This is a genomic window from Bradyrhizobium sp. 1, from assembly GCF_023073315.1.
Classification (GTDB): Bacteria; Pseudomonadota; Alphaproteobacteria; order Rhizobiales; family Xanthobacteraceae; genus Bradyrhizobium.
On the sequence record NZ_JADPJH010000037.1, the window covers coordinates 124,339 to 143,706 of the forward strand.

The following is a 19,368-nucleotide window of genomic DNA, read 5'->3' on the forward strand; positions in this document are numbered from 1 at the left end:
CTGGATGCGCTTACCGTGCCGCGACCAGCCGTTCCCTCGGCCTCTCATGGCCGAGGAAATCGCGGGCCTGGGTCTCGAAGCCGAACCGCTCGGCAAGCTCGTGGCGCCTCGCACGGATCTTGCCGCGGTATTCCTCCTGCCGCGTCAGCACGCGGGTGATCGAGGCCGCAATGGAGTCGGTCGAGAACGGGTCGAAATAGTCGGCGAGCTCGCCCGCGACCTCGCGGAACACCGCGATATCCGAGCACAGCACCGGCGTGTTCGCGGCCAGCGCCTCGATGATCGGCACGCCAAAGCCTTCGGCAAAGCTCGGCATGATGAGGCCGTGCGCCTCCGCGATCAGGGCAGCCTTCTCATGCTCGTCGACATAGCCCGCAAAACGGACGTTCGGCGGGAGATTGCGCATCCGGCTGATCTCGCCGGCATAGCCGATCACGACGAGATCGGCCTGCGGCACGCCACGGAAGGCGCGGATGACGGTGGCGACGTTCTTGCGCGGCTCGTTCGAGACAATCACGACAAAGCTCGGCCGCCCCGGACGCCCCGACGGGGCTGGCAGGTGCAGGACATCCGGGGCGTCGAACCGGGTGCGGGGATACACGACCCGCGCCGGCAGGTGCGCAAATTGCGGCAACAGTTCCCTGAACCGCATCATGCTATAGTTTGAAACGAAGGCGAGCTCGTCGGCCTGCCGCAGGCTGGTGAGGAGCCGCGGCAGGAACAGCCGCGTGGCGACGTCGCTGAGTTTGAGGTCGGTGAGCGGCAGCAAGTCGTGGACCACGCAGATCACCTTGGCATCCGGCTTGCGCCGGATCGCCACCCGCGTCGGGGTGTCGACAACGATGACGTCGTAGTCGCGCGCATCGACCTGCGGCGGCGGCAGCAGGAAGAAGGCCGAGGAATCCTGATAGCTGTAGAAGCCGGGCTCGAGCTGGAACTCGCGAAACAATTCGAGATGGCGCAGGTCCGGCGGGACGTATTCGAGAGCGGCGGTTTTGTTCTCGATCACCCGGGCGTGCAGGCCACGCAGGCCGATGGCGCGCAGGAAGCACAGCACATAGTCCCACGACACCGACATGGTGGCCTTGTGGCGGAGCCAGTCGAGCGTACGCCGCAAGCCGTTGCGCGTCACCGGCTCGCTCATGTTGATCTCGTCGAGGAAACGATACAGCGCGAGCAGCTCGATGTTGCGCGATTGCGCCGGAAACAGTTTTGTGCGCCGCTCACGCTGGCGCAGCTTGCGATAACGCCTGTTGGTCTCCACCAGTAGCGTCAGCTCGTGACCCTCAGCCGCGAGCGAGCGCATCAATTCGCGCGTGAAGTGAAAGATTCCGCGCTTGTGGTTAGGCTCGCCCAGCGCTTCTGAGACGACGAGGATGTTCTGTTTCATGCGCGTTTCTCGTGGAGCTCAAAGGCGTGAGGGGCGGGCGGCTCGACCGCGACGGTCGAAGCGATGCGGCCGTGATCGAGATTGATGATGCTGGAGCAGGTGCGGCGCAGCAGCGGCTGGTCGTGCGAGGCGATGATCACGATCGCGGCCTGCGACACCAGGTTCAACAGCCGCCCCTCGGCCTTCTCGGCAAAGTGCTCGTCGACCACGCTGAGCCATTCGTCGAGCAGGAGGATGTCGGCCGGAAAGGCGGTGGCGGTCGCGAACAGCACCCGCATCAGCATTCCCGAGGAGAACATCCGCAGCGGCAGCCGCTGCATGCGCGTTTCGAGCTCGGTGAAGGCCCAGATCTCGTCGATGACGCTGCGGGTCGGCTTGCGCCCGCTGATCCGCAGCAGCAGCGCGATGTTGTCCTCGGCGACGAAATCCAGGTTGACGCCGGCGTTCAGGCCGAGCAGGGGCATGACGTTGCCCTGCACCGCGATGCTGCCGCTGCTTGGCGGGTAGACGCCGGCGATCAGCCGCAACAGTGTCGATTTGCCGGAGCCGTTGGGACCGGCAAGCCCGATGCGGGCGCCGGCTTCGGCCTCGATCGTGACGTTGTCGACGGCGCGGATGATTCGCATCTCGCCCGGCTCACGGATGAGATGACCGAGCAGCCGCCGCTTCAGCGAGAAGTCGTAGGCGCCGTAGAGCGGGTAGTCGAGACAGATGTTGCGGAGGCTGATCGAGACCATGCGTCAGATCCAGAATGCGGCTTTGCGCAGGTTGACCAGCGTCAGGACGCTCGCACAGATCAGGAGCGCGAGTGCGACCAGCACATAGATGATGCTGACGGGATCGACATGGCCGCCCGCCAGCGGCTCGCGCCACACCGCGAACAGATGCGTCAGCGGGTTGAGCCGCATCACCGTCGAACGGTGGTTGATCATGTCGGACGACCAGATCACGGGCGAGGCGAGAAAGGCCAGCATCAGCGTGGATTCGATGATCGGCTTGAGGTCGCGATAGCGTGTCGCCAAGGCGCCGAGGACGAGGCTCAGGGCAAAGGTGCAGGCGATGAAGAGAAGCAGGCCGGGCAGTGCCGCCAGCGCATGAGAGAGGTCGTGTGGCGAGATGACGAGCCAGAGCAGCAGCGGCACGCAGGCGTTATGCAGCGCGAACAGCGCCTGGCGGAACGTGCATTGCAGGAGGAAGATGACCGGCGGCAGCGCACGGTCGCGGATCAGGCTTGCCGAGTTTTGCAACGCTGTGGTCGCATCGAGCACCACGCTGTTGAGGAAGGTCCAGGCCGTCATCGACAGCGCCAGCATCGGCAGACGCACCAGCATGCTGGCGTTCGACATTTGGCCGATCACCGAGCCCAGCACCGCGACCACGATCGCCATCTGGAGCGACATCCAGAACGGGCCGAGCAGCGAGCGGACGTAGCGGTGCCGCATGTCGGACCAAGCCAGCGCTGCTGCGATCCGCACCGTGTCCAGCCAGCCGGTCGCCGGCACCGGCGCACAAGTCGCCGATCGCTCCTCGCAGGATGCAGTGACGGCGTTGCGGTAGACGGTCTCCATGCCCTCCCTGAAGGCCGTGGCCGAATAACGGGTGAAGGCGCGCGTGCGTGCCGAAAGTCCCATCCGGCGGCGCCGCTCGGGATCGCGGATCAGGGTGTCGATGGCCTCACCCAGCTTCTCCGCGTCGCCGGGCGGCACGGTAATCGCCTCCATGCCATGGCGGGCGACGTGCGGCACCGCCGTGTCGAGCGCCGTGTTGACGACCGGTCGGCCGGCGGCCATGGCTTCGAGCTGGACCAGCCCGAAGGTCTCGGCATTGGTCACCGACGGCATCACGAAGACGTCGGACAGGCACATCAGCTTGATGCGCTCGCTGTCGCTCACCGAGCCGAGCAGGCGGACGCGCTCACCGAGGCCGAGTTCCTGGATCAGTTGCTCGAGCCGCGGCCGCTCGGCGCCCTCGCCGATGATCCAGGTCTCGAAATTGTGCGCAGCCGCCGCGCGGATCAGGACGTCAAAACCCTTGTAGGGCACGAGCCGGCCGCAGGCGAGCACGAGCCGGCCGCGATCGTTGACGTGGTGCGGCTCGATCTTCGAGCAGTCATAGAAGCTGGTGTCGATGCCGAACGGCACGACGTGGCACTTGTCCTCGAATTCACGCAATAGCGCCGTGTTGTCGACCAGCACGTGGTCCGAGACGATGATCGCCTTGGCGCGGCGCAGCGTCCGCCGCATCAAGGGTTCGATGAACCAGCGCAGGCCGGCATGGGTGACGATGTCGGCGTGCCAGTGCACCACCAGCGGCCGCCTGGCGCCGAATCCGAAGGCGAAGACGAGATCGGCGAGCGGGAAGGGAGCGTGGAGGGCGAGCAGATCGTGCTCGGCGATCTTGCGCCACAGACGCCAGGGATAAGCGGGGGCGGCGGGCAGCGACAGCACATTGCCGAACGAGCGCACGCGCTCGACCGGCACGTCGTTGACGACGATCTCGCGCCGTTCAGCCGATTGCGAACAGACCAGCACGGCAGAGGCGAAAGCGTCCTTCAGGCTGGTGCAGATGTCGCGGATCACCGTGAGCGTGCCGCCGAACAGGTCGGGATAGTAGATCTTGAAGATGTGCAGCACCGACGGGCGGCGCGGGGTTTCGTTGATGTGATGCATCATGTTGGTCAGCCTGCGAGAAGCGCGGCAACGAACGGCGCGGCCAGCACCGAGATGAAGATGACTCCGCGCAGCAGCGCCGGCAGCATCGGCTCGATCGCGCCGCGCGCCCGGGCGGGAACCTGCAAAGCATGCAGCGAGCTGGAATTGCGGACCAAGCGGTCTGCCATGGTTGTGAGTCCCTTTACGTCGCGCCCCTCAGTGGCGTCTCATATATGTGGGAAAATTTACCACGTCAATCTAGAACTGGGAAAAGTGGGATTGTGTCCCACGCGCGGCATCGGTACAATTCAGACATGAATGCCAAGTCCGGGTCCAAAGCAGCGGCGCCACAGCCGAACGCTGCCGAGAAGCTGCACGCGCCGCTGGCGCGGCTGCTGCGCCCGCTCGTGCGGCTGTGCATCCGCAGTGGCATGACCTTTCCGGCGCTGGCCCAATTGCTTCGCGAGCTTTTCGTCAACGTCGCCGAGCACGATTTCCCGCTGGAAGGAAAGGAGCAGACCGACAGCCGCGTCAGCCTGCTCACCGGCATCCACCGCAAGGAGGTGGCGCGGTTGCGCGGCGCGGGCGCGCCCGTGAACGAGACGCCCGCGGCGGTGTCGCTGACCAGCGCCGTGATCGCGCGCTGGCTCGCCGCGCCTGAGTTCACCGACGCGAAGGGCGAGCCGGTGGCACTGCCGCGCACGGCGGAGGGCGATTCGCCGTCATTCGAGCAGCTGGTCGCTTCTGTCACCAAAGACGTGCGCCCGCGCGCGGTGCTCGATGAATGGGTCGACCGCAAGCTCGTGAACATCAATGAGAATGACGAGATCGAGCTGGTCGAAGCGGCTTTCGTCCCGAGCGGCGGGGACGACAGCAAATGGCACTATCTCGGCCGCAATCTGCACGACCATATCGCAGCGGCCGAACAGAACGTCTCAGGCGCAGCGCCGCGCTTCCTCGAACGCGCGGTGCACTACAACAACATCTCGCCGAAGCTGGCGCGGCGCCTCGAGGCGCGCTCGCGCGAGCTTGCCATGGACGCGCTGAAGACCGCCAACCGCGAAGCCAACCGCGCGCTTGCCAAGGACAAGGGGGGTGACGCCCGCTGGAATTTCGGCATCTACATCTATAGCGAGGACGCCGACGAAGAGGGCGAGGCCAAAGAAGGCAGCAAGGAAAGCAGCAAAGAGAGCGGCAAGGAGGGCGGTTCCTCATGAGCCGGCCGCCGCTCATCTCCCGCCGTCTGCTGCTGACGGGGTTCTGGCTCGCCGGCACGGCGATCGCCCGCGCGCAGGTCAAGCGCGGCACCGATCAGGGCATCGGCGGCACCGGCATCACGCGCGGCGATGATCACGGTATCGGCGGCACCGGCATCGTCGGCGTGATCCAGCGTTTCGGCAGCATCTACGTCAACGGCGAGCGCGTCACCTATGCGAGCGACGTGCCTGTCAGGATCGACGGCGAGGCGGCGAGCCCCAAGGCGCTGCGCATCGGCCAACTCGCCCGTGTGGTCGCAACCCGTCAGGCCGACGGCACCCTCGTCACGCGCAACATCACGATCGCAAGCGAGGTCTCGGGGCCGATCGAGCAGGTGAAGGGCAACGAGTTGACGGTGCTCGGCCAGAAGATCGTCGCGAGCGGCAAGGAGAGCAAGCTTCGTGCGGGCACGCAGGTGGCCGTCTACGGCTTGCGCCGCACCGACGGCGTCATCGTCGCAAGCCTGGTCGAGCCCCGGCGCGAGGCGACCGAGCGTGTCACCGGTCTGGTCGTGCGCGGGCCCGATGGCTTGCGCATTGGCGGGCTGAAGCTCAGCGGCGTCGATCCGTTGCTGGTCGGCCAGCGCGTCCAGATCGAAGGTAGTGCGAGCCAGGGCGCGATGCAGGCCGCGCGCACGCGGATCGACGATTTCTCGGATCTCGTCGGCGCGAGCCGCCTCTCGATCGAAGCCTATGTGCAGCGTGCGGGCGCGAACCTCCGGCTTGGCTCCGGGCTCGTTGCCCGTGACGGCTCACGGTTCGGTCCCGCGGCCGGTGAAGCGCGCATGGTGCTGAACGGCGTGTTCGACCGCTCGCGCGGCCTCCAGCTCGATTCCGCGCAAGCCATAGGCAACGGGACGGGAGCGCCGACGCAGGGGCCTGGGGGGACCGGCAATCCCGGCCGGTCGCCTGGCGGCGGCTCGATCCTGCATCCGAACAGCGGTACGACCAATTCGGGCGGTGGCCAGCCCGGTGCACCCGGTGCGCCTGCGCCGGGAGCAAGTCCGACGCCGGGCTCCGCGCCGACAGGGCCAAGCGGCCCGTCGGGTCCCGGCGGTCTTGGCTCGCCCGGCGGGTCGATGGGACCTGGCGGCGGAATGGGTGGGGGTGGCTTCGGTGGTCCCGGAGGCGGGATGGGCGGCGGCCGGCGCTGAGGGAACCCAGGTCGGTCGCATTGCGTGGTGCCCCGTGTGTGGTCATCACTGGGCTGCCCGCGGCTCGCCGTTCGTGCCGAGTCCGATCGCGTCGACCATGACCGCGTCATCGCCTGTTGCCGCGGAATGGTCGGCCGCAAGCAGAATGTAGAACGCCGGCACCACGAACAGGGTGAACAACGTTCCAATCGAAAGTCCGGAGGCGATTACCAGCCCCATGTTGAAGCGCGAGGCTGCGCCCGCGCCGGACGCGGTGATCAATGGCATCACGCCGATCACCATGGCCGCTGTGGTCATCAGGATCGGGCGCAGCCGGATCGCTGTCGCTTCGATGACCGCATCGCGCTTGGAGCGGCCGGCATGCTGCAGTTCGTTGGCGAACTCGACGATGAGAATGCCGTGCTTGCTGATCAGCCCCATCAGGGTGACGAGGCCGACCTCCGTATAGATGTTGAGGCTCGCGCCCTTGATGCCCAGCATGATGAAGATCAGGGCGCCCGCGATCGACATCGGCACCGAGACCAGGATGATCAGCGGATCACGGAAACTTTCGAACTGCGCCGACAGCGCCAGGAAGATGATGATCAGGGCAAATCCGAAGGTGACCGCGAAACCGGATGATTCCTGAATGAACTGCCGCGACTGTCCGCCATAGTCGATGGTGTAGCCCTTGGGCAGGGTCCGGTCCGCGATCTCCTTCAGCGTCGCGAGCGCTTCGCCGGTGATCACACCGGGCATGGCCACGCCGGAGATAGTGGCGGCATTGACCTGCTGGAAATGGTTCAACGATTGCGGAACCGTGGTCGTTTTCAACGACGCCACCGTCGACAGCGGAACGGACGTGCCGTCGGAGGTCTTGATGTAATAGTTCAGCACCTGATCGGCGTTCAGCCGCTCGCGCTGCGCGACCTGGGGAATGACCTTGTAGGAACGGCCGTCCAGGCCGAAATAATTGACATACCCGCCGCCCAGCATGGCGCCGAGCGCACCGCCGACATCGCTGAGCTTCAGTCCGAGCTGCGCGGTCTTTTCGCGGTCGATCAGCACCGAAGTCTGCGGCTGGTCCACCTTCAGGTCATTGTCGAGGAAGATGAACTTGCCGCTTTTCAACGCCTCGGCGGTGAATGCTTTCGCAATTCCATCCAGCCGATCGAACGGGTCGGTGGTCTGGACCACGAACTGGATCGGAAGCCCGCTCGCCCCCGGCAGTGGCGGCAGCTGGAACGCGACAATCTTGGCTCCGGCCACCCCCGCCATCTCCTGCTGGAGCGCTGGCTGCAACGCGGCTGCGGTCTTGTCGCGCTTGTCCCAGGGCTTGAGCACCCAGCCCGCAATCGAGCTCCCGACGAGATCGAGCTGGAACACCGCCGCGGTTTCAGCATGGGCTGAAATGCGCCGGTATACCTCGGCGGAATACAACAGCTTCTGCTGAAGTGTGGCGTTCGGAGCGAGCGTGGATTGCATCAGGATCGCGCCCTGATCTTCCTCCGGCGCCAGCTCATTCTTGGAATTCGTGTAGAGCCAATAGATGCTGCTCAAGATCAAGGCTGCGAACACGACCGTGACCGGGATCGTCGTCAGGCTCGATTCGAGCAACCGCCGGTAGCGGTGTTGCAACCACTCCATGCGGGCGTCGATGAACCCGACAATTCGATCGTTCAGCGTCGGCTTGCCGGTGTTCGGCGGCTTGAGAATGAACGCGCAGCACATCGGCGTGAGCGTCAACGCGATGATGGCCGATACGGCGACTGCGCCGGCGAGTGTGAAAGCGAACTCGGTGAAGAGCGCGCCGGTCAAGCCGCCCTGGAATCCGATCGGCACGTAGACCGCGATCAGCACGACCGTCATGGCCAGAATCGGCCCCGATAGTTCCCGCGCGGCCATGATCGCTGCCTGCAACGGCTTCGTGCCCTCGGCCAGATGCCGGTTGACGTTCTCGACGACGATGATGGCGTCATCGACCACGAGACCGATCGCCAGCACCAAGGCCAGCAGCGTCAGCAGGTTGATCGAGAAGCCGAGGGCCAGCAGCAGGGTGAAGGTGCCGATCAGCGACAGCGGAATCGCGATCACGGGGATGAGCACCGACCGCCACGAGCCGAGGAACAGGAAGACCACCACGGTGACGATCAGAAGCGCTTCGATCAGGGTATGGATCACCTCGTCGATCGAGCTGTTCACGAAGTCGGTGGAGTCGTAGATGATCTCGGAATTCATTCCCTCAGGCTGCTGCGCCTTGAGGTCGGGGTAGACGGCGCGGACGCCTTTGATGACGTCGAGCAGGTTGGCGTTTGGCGCAACCTGGATGCCGATGTAGACCGCGCGCTTTCCGTTGAATCCGACCGAGGAGTCGTAATCCTCCGAGCCCAGAGTGACGTTCGCCACGTCGGACAATTTGACGTTGGAGGAGCCCGCCTGTTTGACGACGAGGTCGCGAAATTCCCGAAGCGATTTCAGGTTCGTGGCGGCGGTCAGGTTGACCTGCACCATCTGGCCTTTGGTGGTGCCGAGCCCGGCAATGTAGTCGTTGCTCGACAGCGCGCTCGATACGTCGGAGGCGGTCAGCCCGTAGGCCGCAAGCTTGATCGGATCGAGCCAGGCACGCAGCGCGAAGGTCTTGTTGCCGAGCAGTTCCGCGGTCTGCACGCCCGTCACGGCCTGCAGCTTGGGCTGCACCACCCGGATCAGATAGTCGGTGATCTGGTTCGGCGCCAGCACGTCGCTGCTGAAGCCGAGATACATGGCATCGATGGTCTGGCCGACCTTGACGGTCAGGACTGGCTGCTGGACGCCGCTCGGAAGCTGGTTGAGGACCGAATTGACCTTGGTGTTGATCTCGGTGAGCGCCTTGCCGGAATCGAAATTCAGTCTGAGGTTGACGGTGATGGTCGATGTGCCGGACTGGCTGGTCGACGTCATGTAGTCAATGCCATTGGCCTGAGCGATGGCGTTTTCCAGCGGCGTGGTGATGAAGCCGGCGACGATCGCAGAATCCGCGCCGTAATACGTCGTCGTCACCGTGACGATCGCGTTCTGTGTGCGCGGATATTGCAGGATCGGCAGCGAAGTCATCGACTTCAGACCCAGCACCAGGATCATCAGGCTGACGACGATCGCAAGCACCGGCCGACGAATGAAGATGTCGGTAAAGGACACGTTTTCTATCTCACTGATCGACGGGTGACGGATTTGGATCGTTCGGCAAGGTGACGGAATTATCGACCTTCAGCAGGGTGCCGTTCCGCAGCTTGATCTGGCCCGCCGTGACGACGGTTGCGTTCTGATCGAGGCCCGAGACCACCGCCACCTGATCGCCGCGGCTGGCGCCGGTCTTGATGAAGGTCTGGCGGGCGATCAATCCCTCCTTGCCCGGCGCATCGCTCTTGACCGCGAGAAAGACGGACTCACCGTACGTGTTGTAGACGATCGCGGTCTGCGGCAGCGTGAGGTAGCTGGTGGGACGCCCGACCCGCACGTCGATTCGCGCGAACATGCCGGGCAGGAGCTTGCGGTCCGCATTGTCGAAAATCGCGCGGACCTGAACGTTGCGGCTGGTTTGATCGACCTTGGAATTGAACGCCTGCACGGTGCCCTTGAAACTGCGGTCCGGAAACGCATCGACGCGCGCCAGAACCTGTTGCCCGACGGTGACCTGATCGATTGCCTGCTGGGGCAACGTGAAGTCGACGAAGAGACGGTCGAGAGCCTGCAGCGTGACGATGGTGGTGCCGGCCGTCAGATATTGGCCGACGTCGACCTGACGCACACCGAGGCGTCCCGCAAACGGCGCCCGCAGCGTCTTTTGATCGACCAGCGCTCGCTGCTGGGCCACCAATGCGAGAGCGTTGCGCTCGTTGACGGCACCGCTGTCGACCGTCGCCTGGCTGACTGCATTGATCTTCAGCTGCCCCTGATCGCGCCGCAACGTGATGCCGTAGCCATCGGCGGTGGCCTGCAACGACTGTAGCTTGGCGACATCGTCCTCTTTGCGCAGATCGAGCAGCACGTCGCCTGCGGCGACTTCCTTGCCGGATTCGAAATGAATTCCGTCGACGATGCCGGGCTGCTGCAGCGAGAGATCCGCGCCGTTCACGGCGCGGAAGGTGCCGATCGCCGTCAGCGTGGATTGCCAGTCGCTCGACTGCGCCGTGGTCGTCGACACCGTCTGCGGAGGATCCGCCAGCGAGGCCATTGCCTGCTTGATCATGCCGGCGCGGAAGTTGACGAACCAGGCAAGGGCGGCAAATACCGCTCCGATGACACACAACATGATGATCATGCGTTTGAACATGGCGTCGGGCTTTCGCTTTAGTTGGCTGACGGAGCCGGCTGCGGCGGCAATGCGCCCGCGGGTACGAATATCGCGGCAACGCCGGCGGGCTTCACCTCGGCGGCGGGAGTTTCGTCGATGCGGTTCCACCAGCCGCCACCGAGCGCCTGGTACAGCGCAACGGTGTCCGCGTAGCGCGAAGCTTGCGCCTTGACGCGATTGATCCGCGCCGTCAGCAGCGTCTGTTCGGCGTTGATGACGGAGATGAACGTGGTCGAACCGGCCTTGAACTGGGCCTGGGACATCTTGAGGCTTTCGGCCGCGGTTTTTTCCGCCTCGACCTGGGCTTTCAGGAGATCGGCATCCGATTGAATCGCGCGGAGTGCGTCGGCGACATTCTGGAATGCCGTGATGACCGTCGAACGATATTTCGCGCCGGACTGCTCCAATGCCGCGACTTTGGATTCCTTGGTGTGAAACAGGCTTCCGGCATCGAAAATCGGTCCGGTGACGCTGGCGGCCACGCTCCAGGCCGCCGATTGCGGGCCGTAAAGACCCGACAGTGCGAGTGCGGAGCTGCCACCGGAGGCCGACAGCGTGACGTTCGGAAGCATGTTGGCAACGGCCACTCCGACGTTTGCGCTGGCCTGGTGCACCTGGCTTTCGGCGGCCTGGATATCCGGACGCTGACGCACCAGCAAGGATGGGACGCTGATCGGCAGGTCGCGCGGCAGGCGCAAGTTCGACAGCGGGACCGCTTCGCCCCGATCCTGGCTCGGCAGCCGGCCGAGATAGGCCATCAACTGGTTGCGATTCTGCGCGCGCGATTTCTGCAATGGCGGCAAGGTCGCGACCGTCTGCGCAAGCTGGGCCTTCTGGGTCAGAACGTCGGCGTTTGAAACGGCACCGAGTGCGAACTGCTGTTCGAGCAACGCGACCAGCTGGCGCTGGCCTTCGATCTGTTCCTCGGTGACCCGAATCTGATCGGCGTAGGAGGCGTCACTGATCGCAGTCGTCACGACATTCGCCGTCAAGGTCAGATAGGTCGCCTCGAGCTGGAAGCGCTGGTAGTCGGCATAGGCAAGATCGGCCTCGATCCCGCGCGCCTTGCCGCCGAAGATGTCGGGCGTGAAAGAGATGGGGACGGACGTCTTGTAGAGAGTGAACAAGGACGACGGTCCGGTCCGGCCGGATTCCGCCAGGGGTGTCTGACTGCGGGTTACGCTGTCGCTTCCGGACACGGACGGTAGCAGCGCGCTCATGTCGGCCGCGGCCACTTCGCGGGCCTGGCGCAGCGCCGCCTGCGCTGCCGTGATGTCGGGGTGGTTATCGATCGCTTCCCGGACGAAGGCTTCGATCCGTCGCGAGCGAAACACCTTCCACCAGATTCCCGGCACATCGGTGCCTGCGACGAATTTTTGCGCAGTGCCGCCGGGCCCATCCGCGCCAGTTGCCCCGGACAATCGGCCCGCGGTGTACCCGCTAACCCCAGGTGCGTCCGCAGGAACGAAATCGGGACCGACCGCGCAACCTCCGAGGGCAAGGGCATGCGCAAGGGGCAATAAAACACCGCTTTTGAACCATCTTCGATAAATCATCGTCGCCCGCTTGGAACTGAACGGTCCAGTACTTGACGGGAACAGCATGGATTGTCAATAGTACTGAACTGTTCAGTTTTTTGTTATCCAAAAAAAGAGAGATGATTCTCACCGCCGCCATCTGTTCTTTTGTTTCAGTTGATGACAGTGCGAGACGTTGTGGGTTTCCCTGGGAAGCGCGCTGTGAGGCAAGGAGATCCGCCTTTGATTGAAACCACCGAGAACCCAGCTCGTGAAAAAGAGGGCTCTCACGCGGGCCGCAAGGTCGACCTCGTCAGCCGTGCGGCGTGGGAGCTCTTCCTCGACCAGGGATTTTCTGCAACCAGCATGGACGCCATCGCGAAGGCCGCCGGCGTTTCCAAGGCCACGCTCTACGCCTATTTCCCGAGCAAGGAGGCCCTGTTTGCGTCCTTGATCGTTGCGGAGTGCGAGAGCCTGCAAGACGATTTGCCGGTCCCGAAACTGTCCGCCGGACTGCCCGAGGCGCTGCGGGAGTTTGCCAAGCAATACCTCAACAGCTTCATCCATCGAAAAGATGTCGCTTTCGTCCGTATCATCGCCAACGAGAGTGGACGGTTTCCCGTGCTCGCCCGACTTTTCTATGAGAGCGGACCCGAGGCCACGACCCGGCGCCTTTCCATATTTCTCGACGAAGCCAAGGCCAAAAAACTGTTGGAATTTGACGATCCAGTGGAGGCTGCCGGGCAGTTTCTGTCACTGGTGCGCGGTGAACTGCCGCTGCGAATCGTGTTGGGCCTCAGCGATATCACCGAGCACGAGATTGAACGGGAAATCGAGGCCGGCCTTAAATTCTTCCTGAAAGCCTGCAGGGCACGGTCTGAGGTTTAGCCCGCGCTGAGCCGCACGCCCGCGCGCAAAAATTTCTGCGGGTCGACGGCTTCGCCGTCGATGCGGGTTTCGTAATGAAGATGGGGGCCGGTCGAGCGGCCCGTGGATCCGACGAGGCCGACGACCTGGCCGAGCTTGACGATCTCGCCGACCTTGACGTTGATCTCGGAGAGATGGCCGTAGCGCGTCGACAGACCGTTGCCGTGGTCGACCTCGACCATGCGGCCGTAACCACCGGACCAGCCGGCCGAGACCACCTTGCCGCTGGCGGTGACGCGTGCGGGATCGCCGGTGGCGGCGCGGAAGTCTAGGCCGGTGTGCATCGCGGGCCGTCCGAGAAACGGATCGCTGCGCACGCCGAAACCGGATGTGAACTCGACCTCGCCGATGACGGGCTTGCGATAGGGCACCAGCGCCAGCGTGCGATTGAGACGATCCATCTCGGCGCGGGCGACGTTGATGCGATTGAGCTGCTTCTCGAACGGTCCGGCATTGGCCGTCAGCTTGACGGGAACGAACGGACCGCCCATCGCGGTCCGCGGCACCGCGGCTTCGAGATTGGCGATGTTCAAACCGAGATCGCTGACGACGCCGCGCATCCGGCGCATGCGCGAATCCATGCCTTCCTCGACGGCGCTGAGCGATGCCATCTGGCGGCGCTCGACCTGATCGAGAGAGGACGTGAGCCGGACCAGGACATTGTCAAAGCCCTGGTTCTTGGCGAATTGATGGGTCGGCGGGGCGATGACGGCCGGCGCGCGCGACTCAAGCCGCGCTTCGCGATCCGGCGGCGCCACGAAGATCACGGTGTCGCTGATCGGCGAGGGCTTTGGCGTGCCCTGTGTCGCACCCTGGCTCGTATCGCCACGCTGCGGCGTCGCGCGAGGGATCGATCCGGTCACGTCGGGCATGGCCCCGAGCGCCGTGGCCCGGGACTCCAGCGCCGTCTGACGCTTCATGATCTGGTCGAGCTTCTGGTCGAACTGCTCCTGATCGAGCAGCTGCCGGCTGGTGGTGCGGTCGACCTTGGCGCGCAGCTCGGTGATGCGGTCCTCATAGGCGTATTGCATCTCGGCCTGGCGGGCGATCAGCCGGGTCAGGACGTCGTCACGGAACGCGAAATAGGTGGCGGTCGCGGCCGACCAGAGGCCGAGCAGGACGACCGTGCCGACCACGATCCAGAACACCACGGGCCCCAGGCGAACCTGCTTGCCGTGATGCACGATGGTGTAGGCGTCGTCAGCGTCGGGAAGGGGAATCGCAGCGGCCGCTGCTGCGGCGGGACGGCGATGGAAGGCCCGTCCGTGGTCGTGGGGGTGATGCTGGGGGTACTGCGAGAATTGGGCAGAACTTTTCGACATCGGCACTCCCGCGCCGGTCGGATGGGTTCCTTGCGGCCTAATTGCCGCAGCAATCTGGGCCGGTCATGGTTAATTTTCCGGAAACGGAACCGCTTGAACTTAACGAACTGGTTAAAGACTTCTTGCCGCTTCCAGCACCTGATCGGCATGGCCGTCGACCCGGACATTGCGCCAGATCCTGGCCACCTTGCCGTCGCTCCCAACCAGCACCGTGGTGCGAAGAATCCCGAGGAAGCTCTTGCCATACATGGACTTTTCGCCCCAGGCGCCATACGCCTCCAGCATCTCGTGTTTCTCGTCCGAGATCAGGGGGACGCCGAGGCTTTGCTTGTCGCGGAACTTCTCCTGGGCCTTTAACGAATCGGCGGAGACGCCGAGCACGGCGGTGCCGGCCGCGGTGAAGGCCCCCGCAAGGCGCGTGAAGTCGATGGCCTCCCGGGTGCAGCCGGGCGTGTCGGCGCGGGGATAGAAGAACAGGACGAGTTTCCGGCCGGCATAGTCCGATAGACTGGCCACGCCACCACCGTCGCGGGGCAGGCGGAATGCGGGGGCCTTCTGGCCTTCGGTCAGGGCGGCCTTCGCCGCGGCTGCCGATTTGGAGGAATTTAACTGTTTCGATGCGGCCCCATGCGATGCTGTCTTTGCTAAGGTCGCGGTTGATTTGCTGGCCGGTGTCCGCTGGGTTTTCGTGGACTTTGTTTGAGCAGACGCCCGCGTTTTCAGGGCCTTCTTTTTAGACGTCGGACTGCCGGAGGGCGTTTTGGACGATTTCTTTCGGGATGTCTTGGACATACGCCTTCCTTTCGTCGCTTTCGGCGGGTCAACCAAAGCGGTATTGCAGCTCTCGTCCGGTGTGCCGGAATCGCGCCCTCGGCTGGGCGAGTCTGGCGACGCCGGAGTATGGTTACAAGGAATTCCACGCACTACCCCACTGCTCGTTGAACGCGCTCCCGGGGCGAAATGACGAACAGCAGGAATATTCGAGGTATGGCGGCAGTGCCGGCGCAGGGAGCTTCGCTTCCCGCCGACGGCTGCGGTCCCGGCGGCGCTCAATCCTACGACGGGCGCCTGTATCGAGAGGCAATGGCAAGGAATACGTCGCCCCAGGATTACAATCGGGATCTCGATCGGCGCGGCGGCCAACCAGAGCCGCAGGAATGGGACGACGCCGACTGGGATCCGGATCAGGAAGCGGCGGCGGGCCATCGGGCGCGCCGGCTGCTGTCGCGTTCCAATTCGGGCTTCCATCGCTTTGGTGACGGGTTCGGGTCGGTGCGGCGTTGGCTGGGCGGTGGCCGCTGGCTGAAGCGGCTGGTCATCGTGGTCGGGGCTCTCGCCGTCATCTTCGTCGGCTGTTTCGGTGCGCTGTGGTGGCGGCTTGGCGCCGGTCCCATCAATCTGGATATCGCAACGCCCTGGCTGGCGGCGGCGATCGAGGACAATATCGGTCACGGCAATACGGTCGAGGTCGGCGGCACCCAGATCGAGCGGGCCGGACGGGTGCGCATCGCCGTCCGCATCCGCGACATCGTCGTGCGCGACCACGACCATGCCATCGTCGCCACCGCGCCGAAGGCCGAGGTCAAGCTGTCGGGGGCGGGTCTCCTGATGGGGCACCTGCGCGCCGAAAGCCTCAACCTCGTCGATGCCGAGCTTGCGATCCGGATCGCCCCTGACGGGACCGTCACGGTGTCCGCCGGCGACACGGCCAAGCCGCTCGCGACCGGCGTCGCGTCGAAGAAGGAAGCGGGCCTGCCGCCGACATTCCCGCGCAACGGGGTGCCGCCGCCGCCATTCGGGACGGCGCCCGCAACGCCCGACGCGTCGCAAGCCGCCCCGCAGGCAGCCGCGCAGAGCGGCATTCTTCAGGGCCTCGACTGGCTCGACAGTCTGAGCATGACCGGCCTCGACGGTCAGAACCTCAACGAGATCGGTCTGAAGAACGGCAATCTGATCGTCGACGATCAGCAGCGCGGCAGCAAATGGTCGTTCGAGAACATCACGCTCAGCCTGCGCCGGCCGAGCCATGGCGGCGTCACGCTCAGTCTCGGCGAGGAGGGCGTGCGCCCGTGGATGCTGCGCGCCACGATCGGCCCCGTCGAGAACGGCGTGCGCTCGGTCGACATCCGCGCCGACAAGCTCTCGACCGCCAACCTCCTGCTGGCGCTGCGGGTGAAGGATCTCACCTATACCGCCGATCTGCCGCTGACCGGCGAGCTCAAGGGCGAGCTGGGCCGCGACGGCGTGCCGACGTTCTTCCGCGGCAAGATCACGACCGGCGCGGGCAAGATCATCGATACCGATACGCCCGACTATCCGATGGCGATCGACTCCGCCGAGATCAATGTCGAGTGGGACGCCAACCGGCGCGTGCTGGTCGCGCCGTTCAAGATTCTCTCGGGCGCCAACCGTCTGACGCTTCTGGCGCATCTCGAACCGCCGAATGGCAGCATCAACGACTGGCAGCTCGGCTTCAGCGGTGGATCGATCCTCCTCGGCGGTATCGACAACGAGCCGCCACTCGTCTTCAACCGTATTGCGATCGGCTTCCGCTTCGACACCGACCACAAGCGCCTGCTGCTGACGCAGGCCGATATCAGCAATGGCGAGATCGGCGTCGCCGGCACCGGCGCCATCGACTATTCCGGCGAGCCGCGGCTGACGCTGGGTTTTGCAGGAACGCCGATGTCGGCCTCCGCGCTGAAGCGGATGTGGCCGACGCTCGTCGTTCCGGAGTTGCGCGAATGGGTGATCGAGCGGATCGAGCGCGGTACGCTCCAGCGCATCGAGATCGGTATCAATTCGCCGACGAAGAATCTTCCGCGCAAGGGCCCGCCGATCCCCGATGACGGTCTGTCGGTCAACATCGTGGCGAGCGGCGTCGCGGTCCGCCCGGTGGATGGCATGCCTGTCGTGCACGACGCCGATTTGAAGGCGCGCGTGACCGGGCGTACTGCGACCGTGACGATCGGGCAGGGCATTGCCGAGACCCCGGCGGGCCGCAAGATCACGATCTCCGACTTCACCTTCGAGGTGCCTGATATGGCGCCCAAACCATCGCCGTCACGTGTCAGGTTCCGCGTCGACGGGCCGGTGCCGGCGGCGGCCGAGATGCTCTCCAACGATCGCCTGAGCGATCTGTCGTCGACCGCTATCGACCCCAACACCAGCAAGGGGACGTTCTCGGCGAACATCCAGCTCGCCATGCCGGTGACGGGTGGATTGACCAAGGCGGACACGGTCTACGCCGTCACCGCCGACCTCAACGGTTTTGCCGCGGACAAGCTGGTGATGAACCAGAAGCTCGAGGCCAACAACCTCAAGATCGCCGCGAACAACCAGGGCTATCAGGTCAAGGGTGACGTCAAGATCAACGGGCAGGCCGCCTCGCTCGACTATCGCAAGCCGGCCGAGGGCGATGCGGACGTCAAGCTGCAGACGACGCTGGACGATGCCGCTCGCGCACGTCTCGGCTTCGACCTCAGCCCCGCCGTGAGCGGATCGCTGCCGATCAAGGTGTCCGGCAAGATCGCCGGCGGTCCCGACGCGACGACCAAGCTCGGCATCGAGGCCGACCTGACCTCGGTCAGGCTCGACAATATCCTCCCGGGTTGGGTCAAGCTGCCAGGCAAGTCGGGCAAAGCCAGCTTCAAGGTGGTGCCGACAGCGCAATCGACGCGGCTCGAGGACATCGTCATCGAAGGCGGCGGCGCCTCGATCAAGGGCTCGCTCGAGGTCGATCCGAACGGCGACCTCATCAATGCGAACTTCCCGACCTATTCGCCGTCCGACGGTGACAAGGCTTCGCTGAAGGTCGAGCGCGGCCAGGACGGCGTGGTCAAGGGCACGATGCGCGGCGACGTGTTCGACGGTCGCGGCTTCCTGAAATCGGCGATCTCGGGCAATTCCAAGGACGATTCCAAGAACAAGATGAAGAACGTCGATTTCGACATCGACGTGAAGCTCGGCGCGGTCGCCGGCTTCAACGGCGAAGCGATGCGCAGCGTCGATGCCAAGATGTCGCGGCGGAGCGGGGCCATCAAGGCCTTCACGCTGAACGGCAAGATAGGCAAGGACACGCCGGTTGCCGCCGATTTGCGCGGCGGCCGCGCCCAGGGCAACCGCGAGGTAATCTATCTCCAGACCAACGACGCCGGTGCGCTGCTGCGCTTCACCGACACCTACACCAAGGCGATCGGTGGCCAGATGGTCGTGGCGATGGAGCCGCCGTCGTCGGAACCAAGCGCCTCGCGCGAGGGCCTCATCAACGTGCGCGACTTCACGGTGAAGGGTGAGGCTCAGCTTGAGCGCGTCGCGGCAGGCGCACCCAACGGCACCGGGAACGGGGTTTCCTTCAGCGCGTTGCGTGCGGAGTTTACCCGTCAGAACGGTGCGCTCACCGTTCGCGATGGCGTGGTCAAAGGGCCGATGGTCGGCGCCACCATCGAGGGCTCGATCGACTATCCCGGCAACCAGGTCTGCATGAGCGGCACCTTCGTGCCGATGTACGGGTTGAACAACATGTTCGGACAGATTCCGGTACTCGGGTTGTTCCTTGGTGGGGGCGATAAAGAGGGACTGATCGGCGTGACCTACGAGGTCGTCGGCACGCCGGCCGCGCCCGTGATGCGCGTCAATCCGATCTCGGCGATATTTCCCGGCGTGACTCGGAAGATCATGGAATTCAACACCGGCAAGCAGAACACGCCGTTCGAGGAATTCCCCTCGCAGTCGAACGACGGTTCGACCGGATCGACGCGCCAGCTTTCGAGCGGCTGCAGTCTCGCGCGGCGGTAGCAGCGGATGCTCCCGACGTCGTCATGCCCGGGCTCGTCCCGG

At 64.7% G+C, this 19,368-nt stretch carries 13 protein-coding genes; 4 read left to right on the forward strand and 9 right to left on the reverse strand.

Going from position 1 to position 19,368, the window contains the following annotated elements; all coding sequences use genetic code 11:
• Positions 1–10 precede the first annotated feature (10 nt).
• From IVB29_RS34930 to IVB29_RS34945, 4 genes are read right to left on the reverse strand one after another with little or no spacing between them, the layout of a single operon-like run.
• Entirely contained in the window at positions 11–1,390 is a 1,380-nt protein-coding gene (locus tag IVB29_RS34930; RefSeq protein WP_247507964.1) for a glycosyltransferase family 1 protein, read from the reverse strand.
• Positions 1,387–2,127, reverse strand: a complete 741-nt coding sequence (locus IVB29_RS34935; RefSeq protein ID WP_247507965.1) for an ABC transporter ATP-binding protein — start codon at positions 2,125–2,127, stop codon at positions 1,387–1,389. Before IVB29_RS34935 ends, IVB29_RS34930 begins: the two co-directional genes overlap by 4 nt.
• 3 nt (positions 2,128–2,130) lie before the next feature.
• Positions 2,131–4,059, reverse strand: coding sequence for a glycosyltransferase (locus IVB29_RS34940; RefSeq protein WP_346731327.1), 1,929 nt, complete (start codon positions 4,057–4,059; stop codon positions 2,131–2,133).
• A gap of 8 nt (positions 4,060–4,067) precedes the next feature.
• Entirely contained in the window at positions 4,068–4,229 is a 162-nt protein-coding gene (locus IVB29_RS34945) for a hypothetical protein (RefSeq protein ID WP_247507967.1), read from the reverse strand.
• A gap of 126 nt (positions 4,230–4,355) precedes the next feature.
• Here IVB29_RS34945 and IVB29_RS34950 point away from each other — a divergent pair, with 126 nt between their 5' ends.
• Both IVB29_RS34950 and IVB29_RS34955 read left to right on the forward strand, forming a co-directional pair.
• Positions 4,356–5,258 (forward strand): DUF6502 family protein, encoded by a 903-nt coding sequence (locus tag IVB29_RS34950; protein WP_247507968.1) that lies wholly within the window; start codon positions 4,356–4,358, stop codon positions 5,256–5,258.
• Positions 5,255–6,451: a DUF5666 domain-containing protein gene (locus tag IVB29_RS34955; protein WP_247507969.1), complete on the forward strand. Its 1,197-nt coding sequence runs from the start codon at positions 5,255–5,257 to the stop codon at positions 6,449–6,451. Before IVB29_RS34950 ends, IVB29_RS34955 begins: the two co-directional genes overlap by 4 nt.
• 45 nt (positions 6,452–6,496) lie before the next feature.
• Here the strand turns inward: IVB29_RS34955 and IVB29_RS34960 are convergent, their stop codons facing one another.
• From IVB29_RS34960 to IVB29_RS34970, 3 genes are read right to left on the reverse strand one after another with little or no spacing between them, the layout of a single operon-like run.
• Complete coding sequence (locus tag IVB29_RS34960) at positions 6,497–9,607, reverse strand: efflux RND transporter permease subunit (RefSeq protein ID WP_247507970.1); 3,111 nt, start codon at positions 9,605–9,607, stop codon at positions 6,497–6,499.
• A gap of 10 nt (positions 9,608–9,617) precedes the next feature.
• On the reverse strand, positions 9,618–10,742 hold the full coding sequence (locus IVB29_RS34965; protein WP_247507971.1) for an efflux RND transporter periplasmic adaptor subunit: 1,125 nt from the start codon (positions 10,740–10,742) through the stop codon (positions 9,618–9,620).
• Between the two features lie 17 nt (positions 10,743–10,759).
• A complete protein-coding gene (locus IVB29_RS34970) occupies positions 10,760–12,367 on the reverse strand; it encodes an efflux transporter outer membrane subunit (protein WP_346731324.1) in 1,608 nt (535 codons plus the stop codon).
• Between the two features lie 156 nt (positions 12,368–12,523).
• On the opposite strand from IVB29_RS34970, the gene IVB29_RS34975 reads away from it, so the two are divergent.
• A complete protein-coding gene (locus IVB29_RS34975) occupies positions 12,524–13,168 on the forward strand; it encodes a TetR/AcrR family transcriptional regulator (protein WP_247507973.1) in 645 nt (214 codons plus the stop codon).
• Here the strand turns inward: IVB29_RS34975 and IVB29_RS34980 are convergent.
• Complete coding sequence (locus IVB29_RS34980; protein WP_247507974.1) at positions 13,165–14,529, reverse strand: M23 family metallopeptidase; 1,365 nt, start codon at positions 14,527–14,529, stop codon at positions 13,165–13,167. The two genes, IVB29_RS34975 and IVB29_RS34980, sit on opposite strands and share 4 nt — an antisense overlap.
• Before the next feature lie 111 nt (positions 14,530–14,640).
• The gene (locus tag IVB29_RS34985) at positions 14,641–15,321 is read right to left on the reverse strand and encodes a peroxiredoxin (RefSeq protein ID WP_247507975.1); all 681 of its coding nucleotides are present in this window, start codon (positions 15,319–15,321) and stop codon (positions 14,641–14,643) included.
• A gap of 195 nt (positions 15,322–15,516) precedes the next feature.
• Here IVB29_RS34985 and IVB29_RS34990 point away from each other — a divergent pair, with 195 nt between their 5' ends.
• A complete protein-coding gene (locus IVB29_RS34990; protein WP_247507976.1) occupies positions 15,517–19,326 on the forward strand; it encodes a DUF3971 domain-containing protein in 3,810 nt (1,269 codons plus the stop codon).
• The last annotated feature ends 42 nt before the right edge of the window (positions 19,327–19,368 follow it).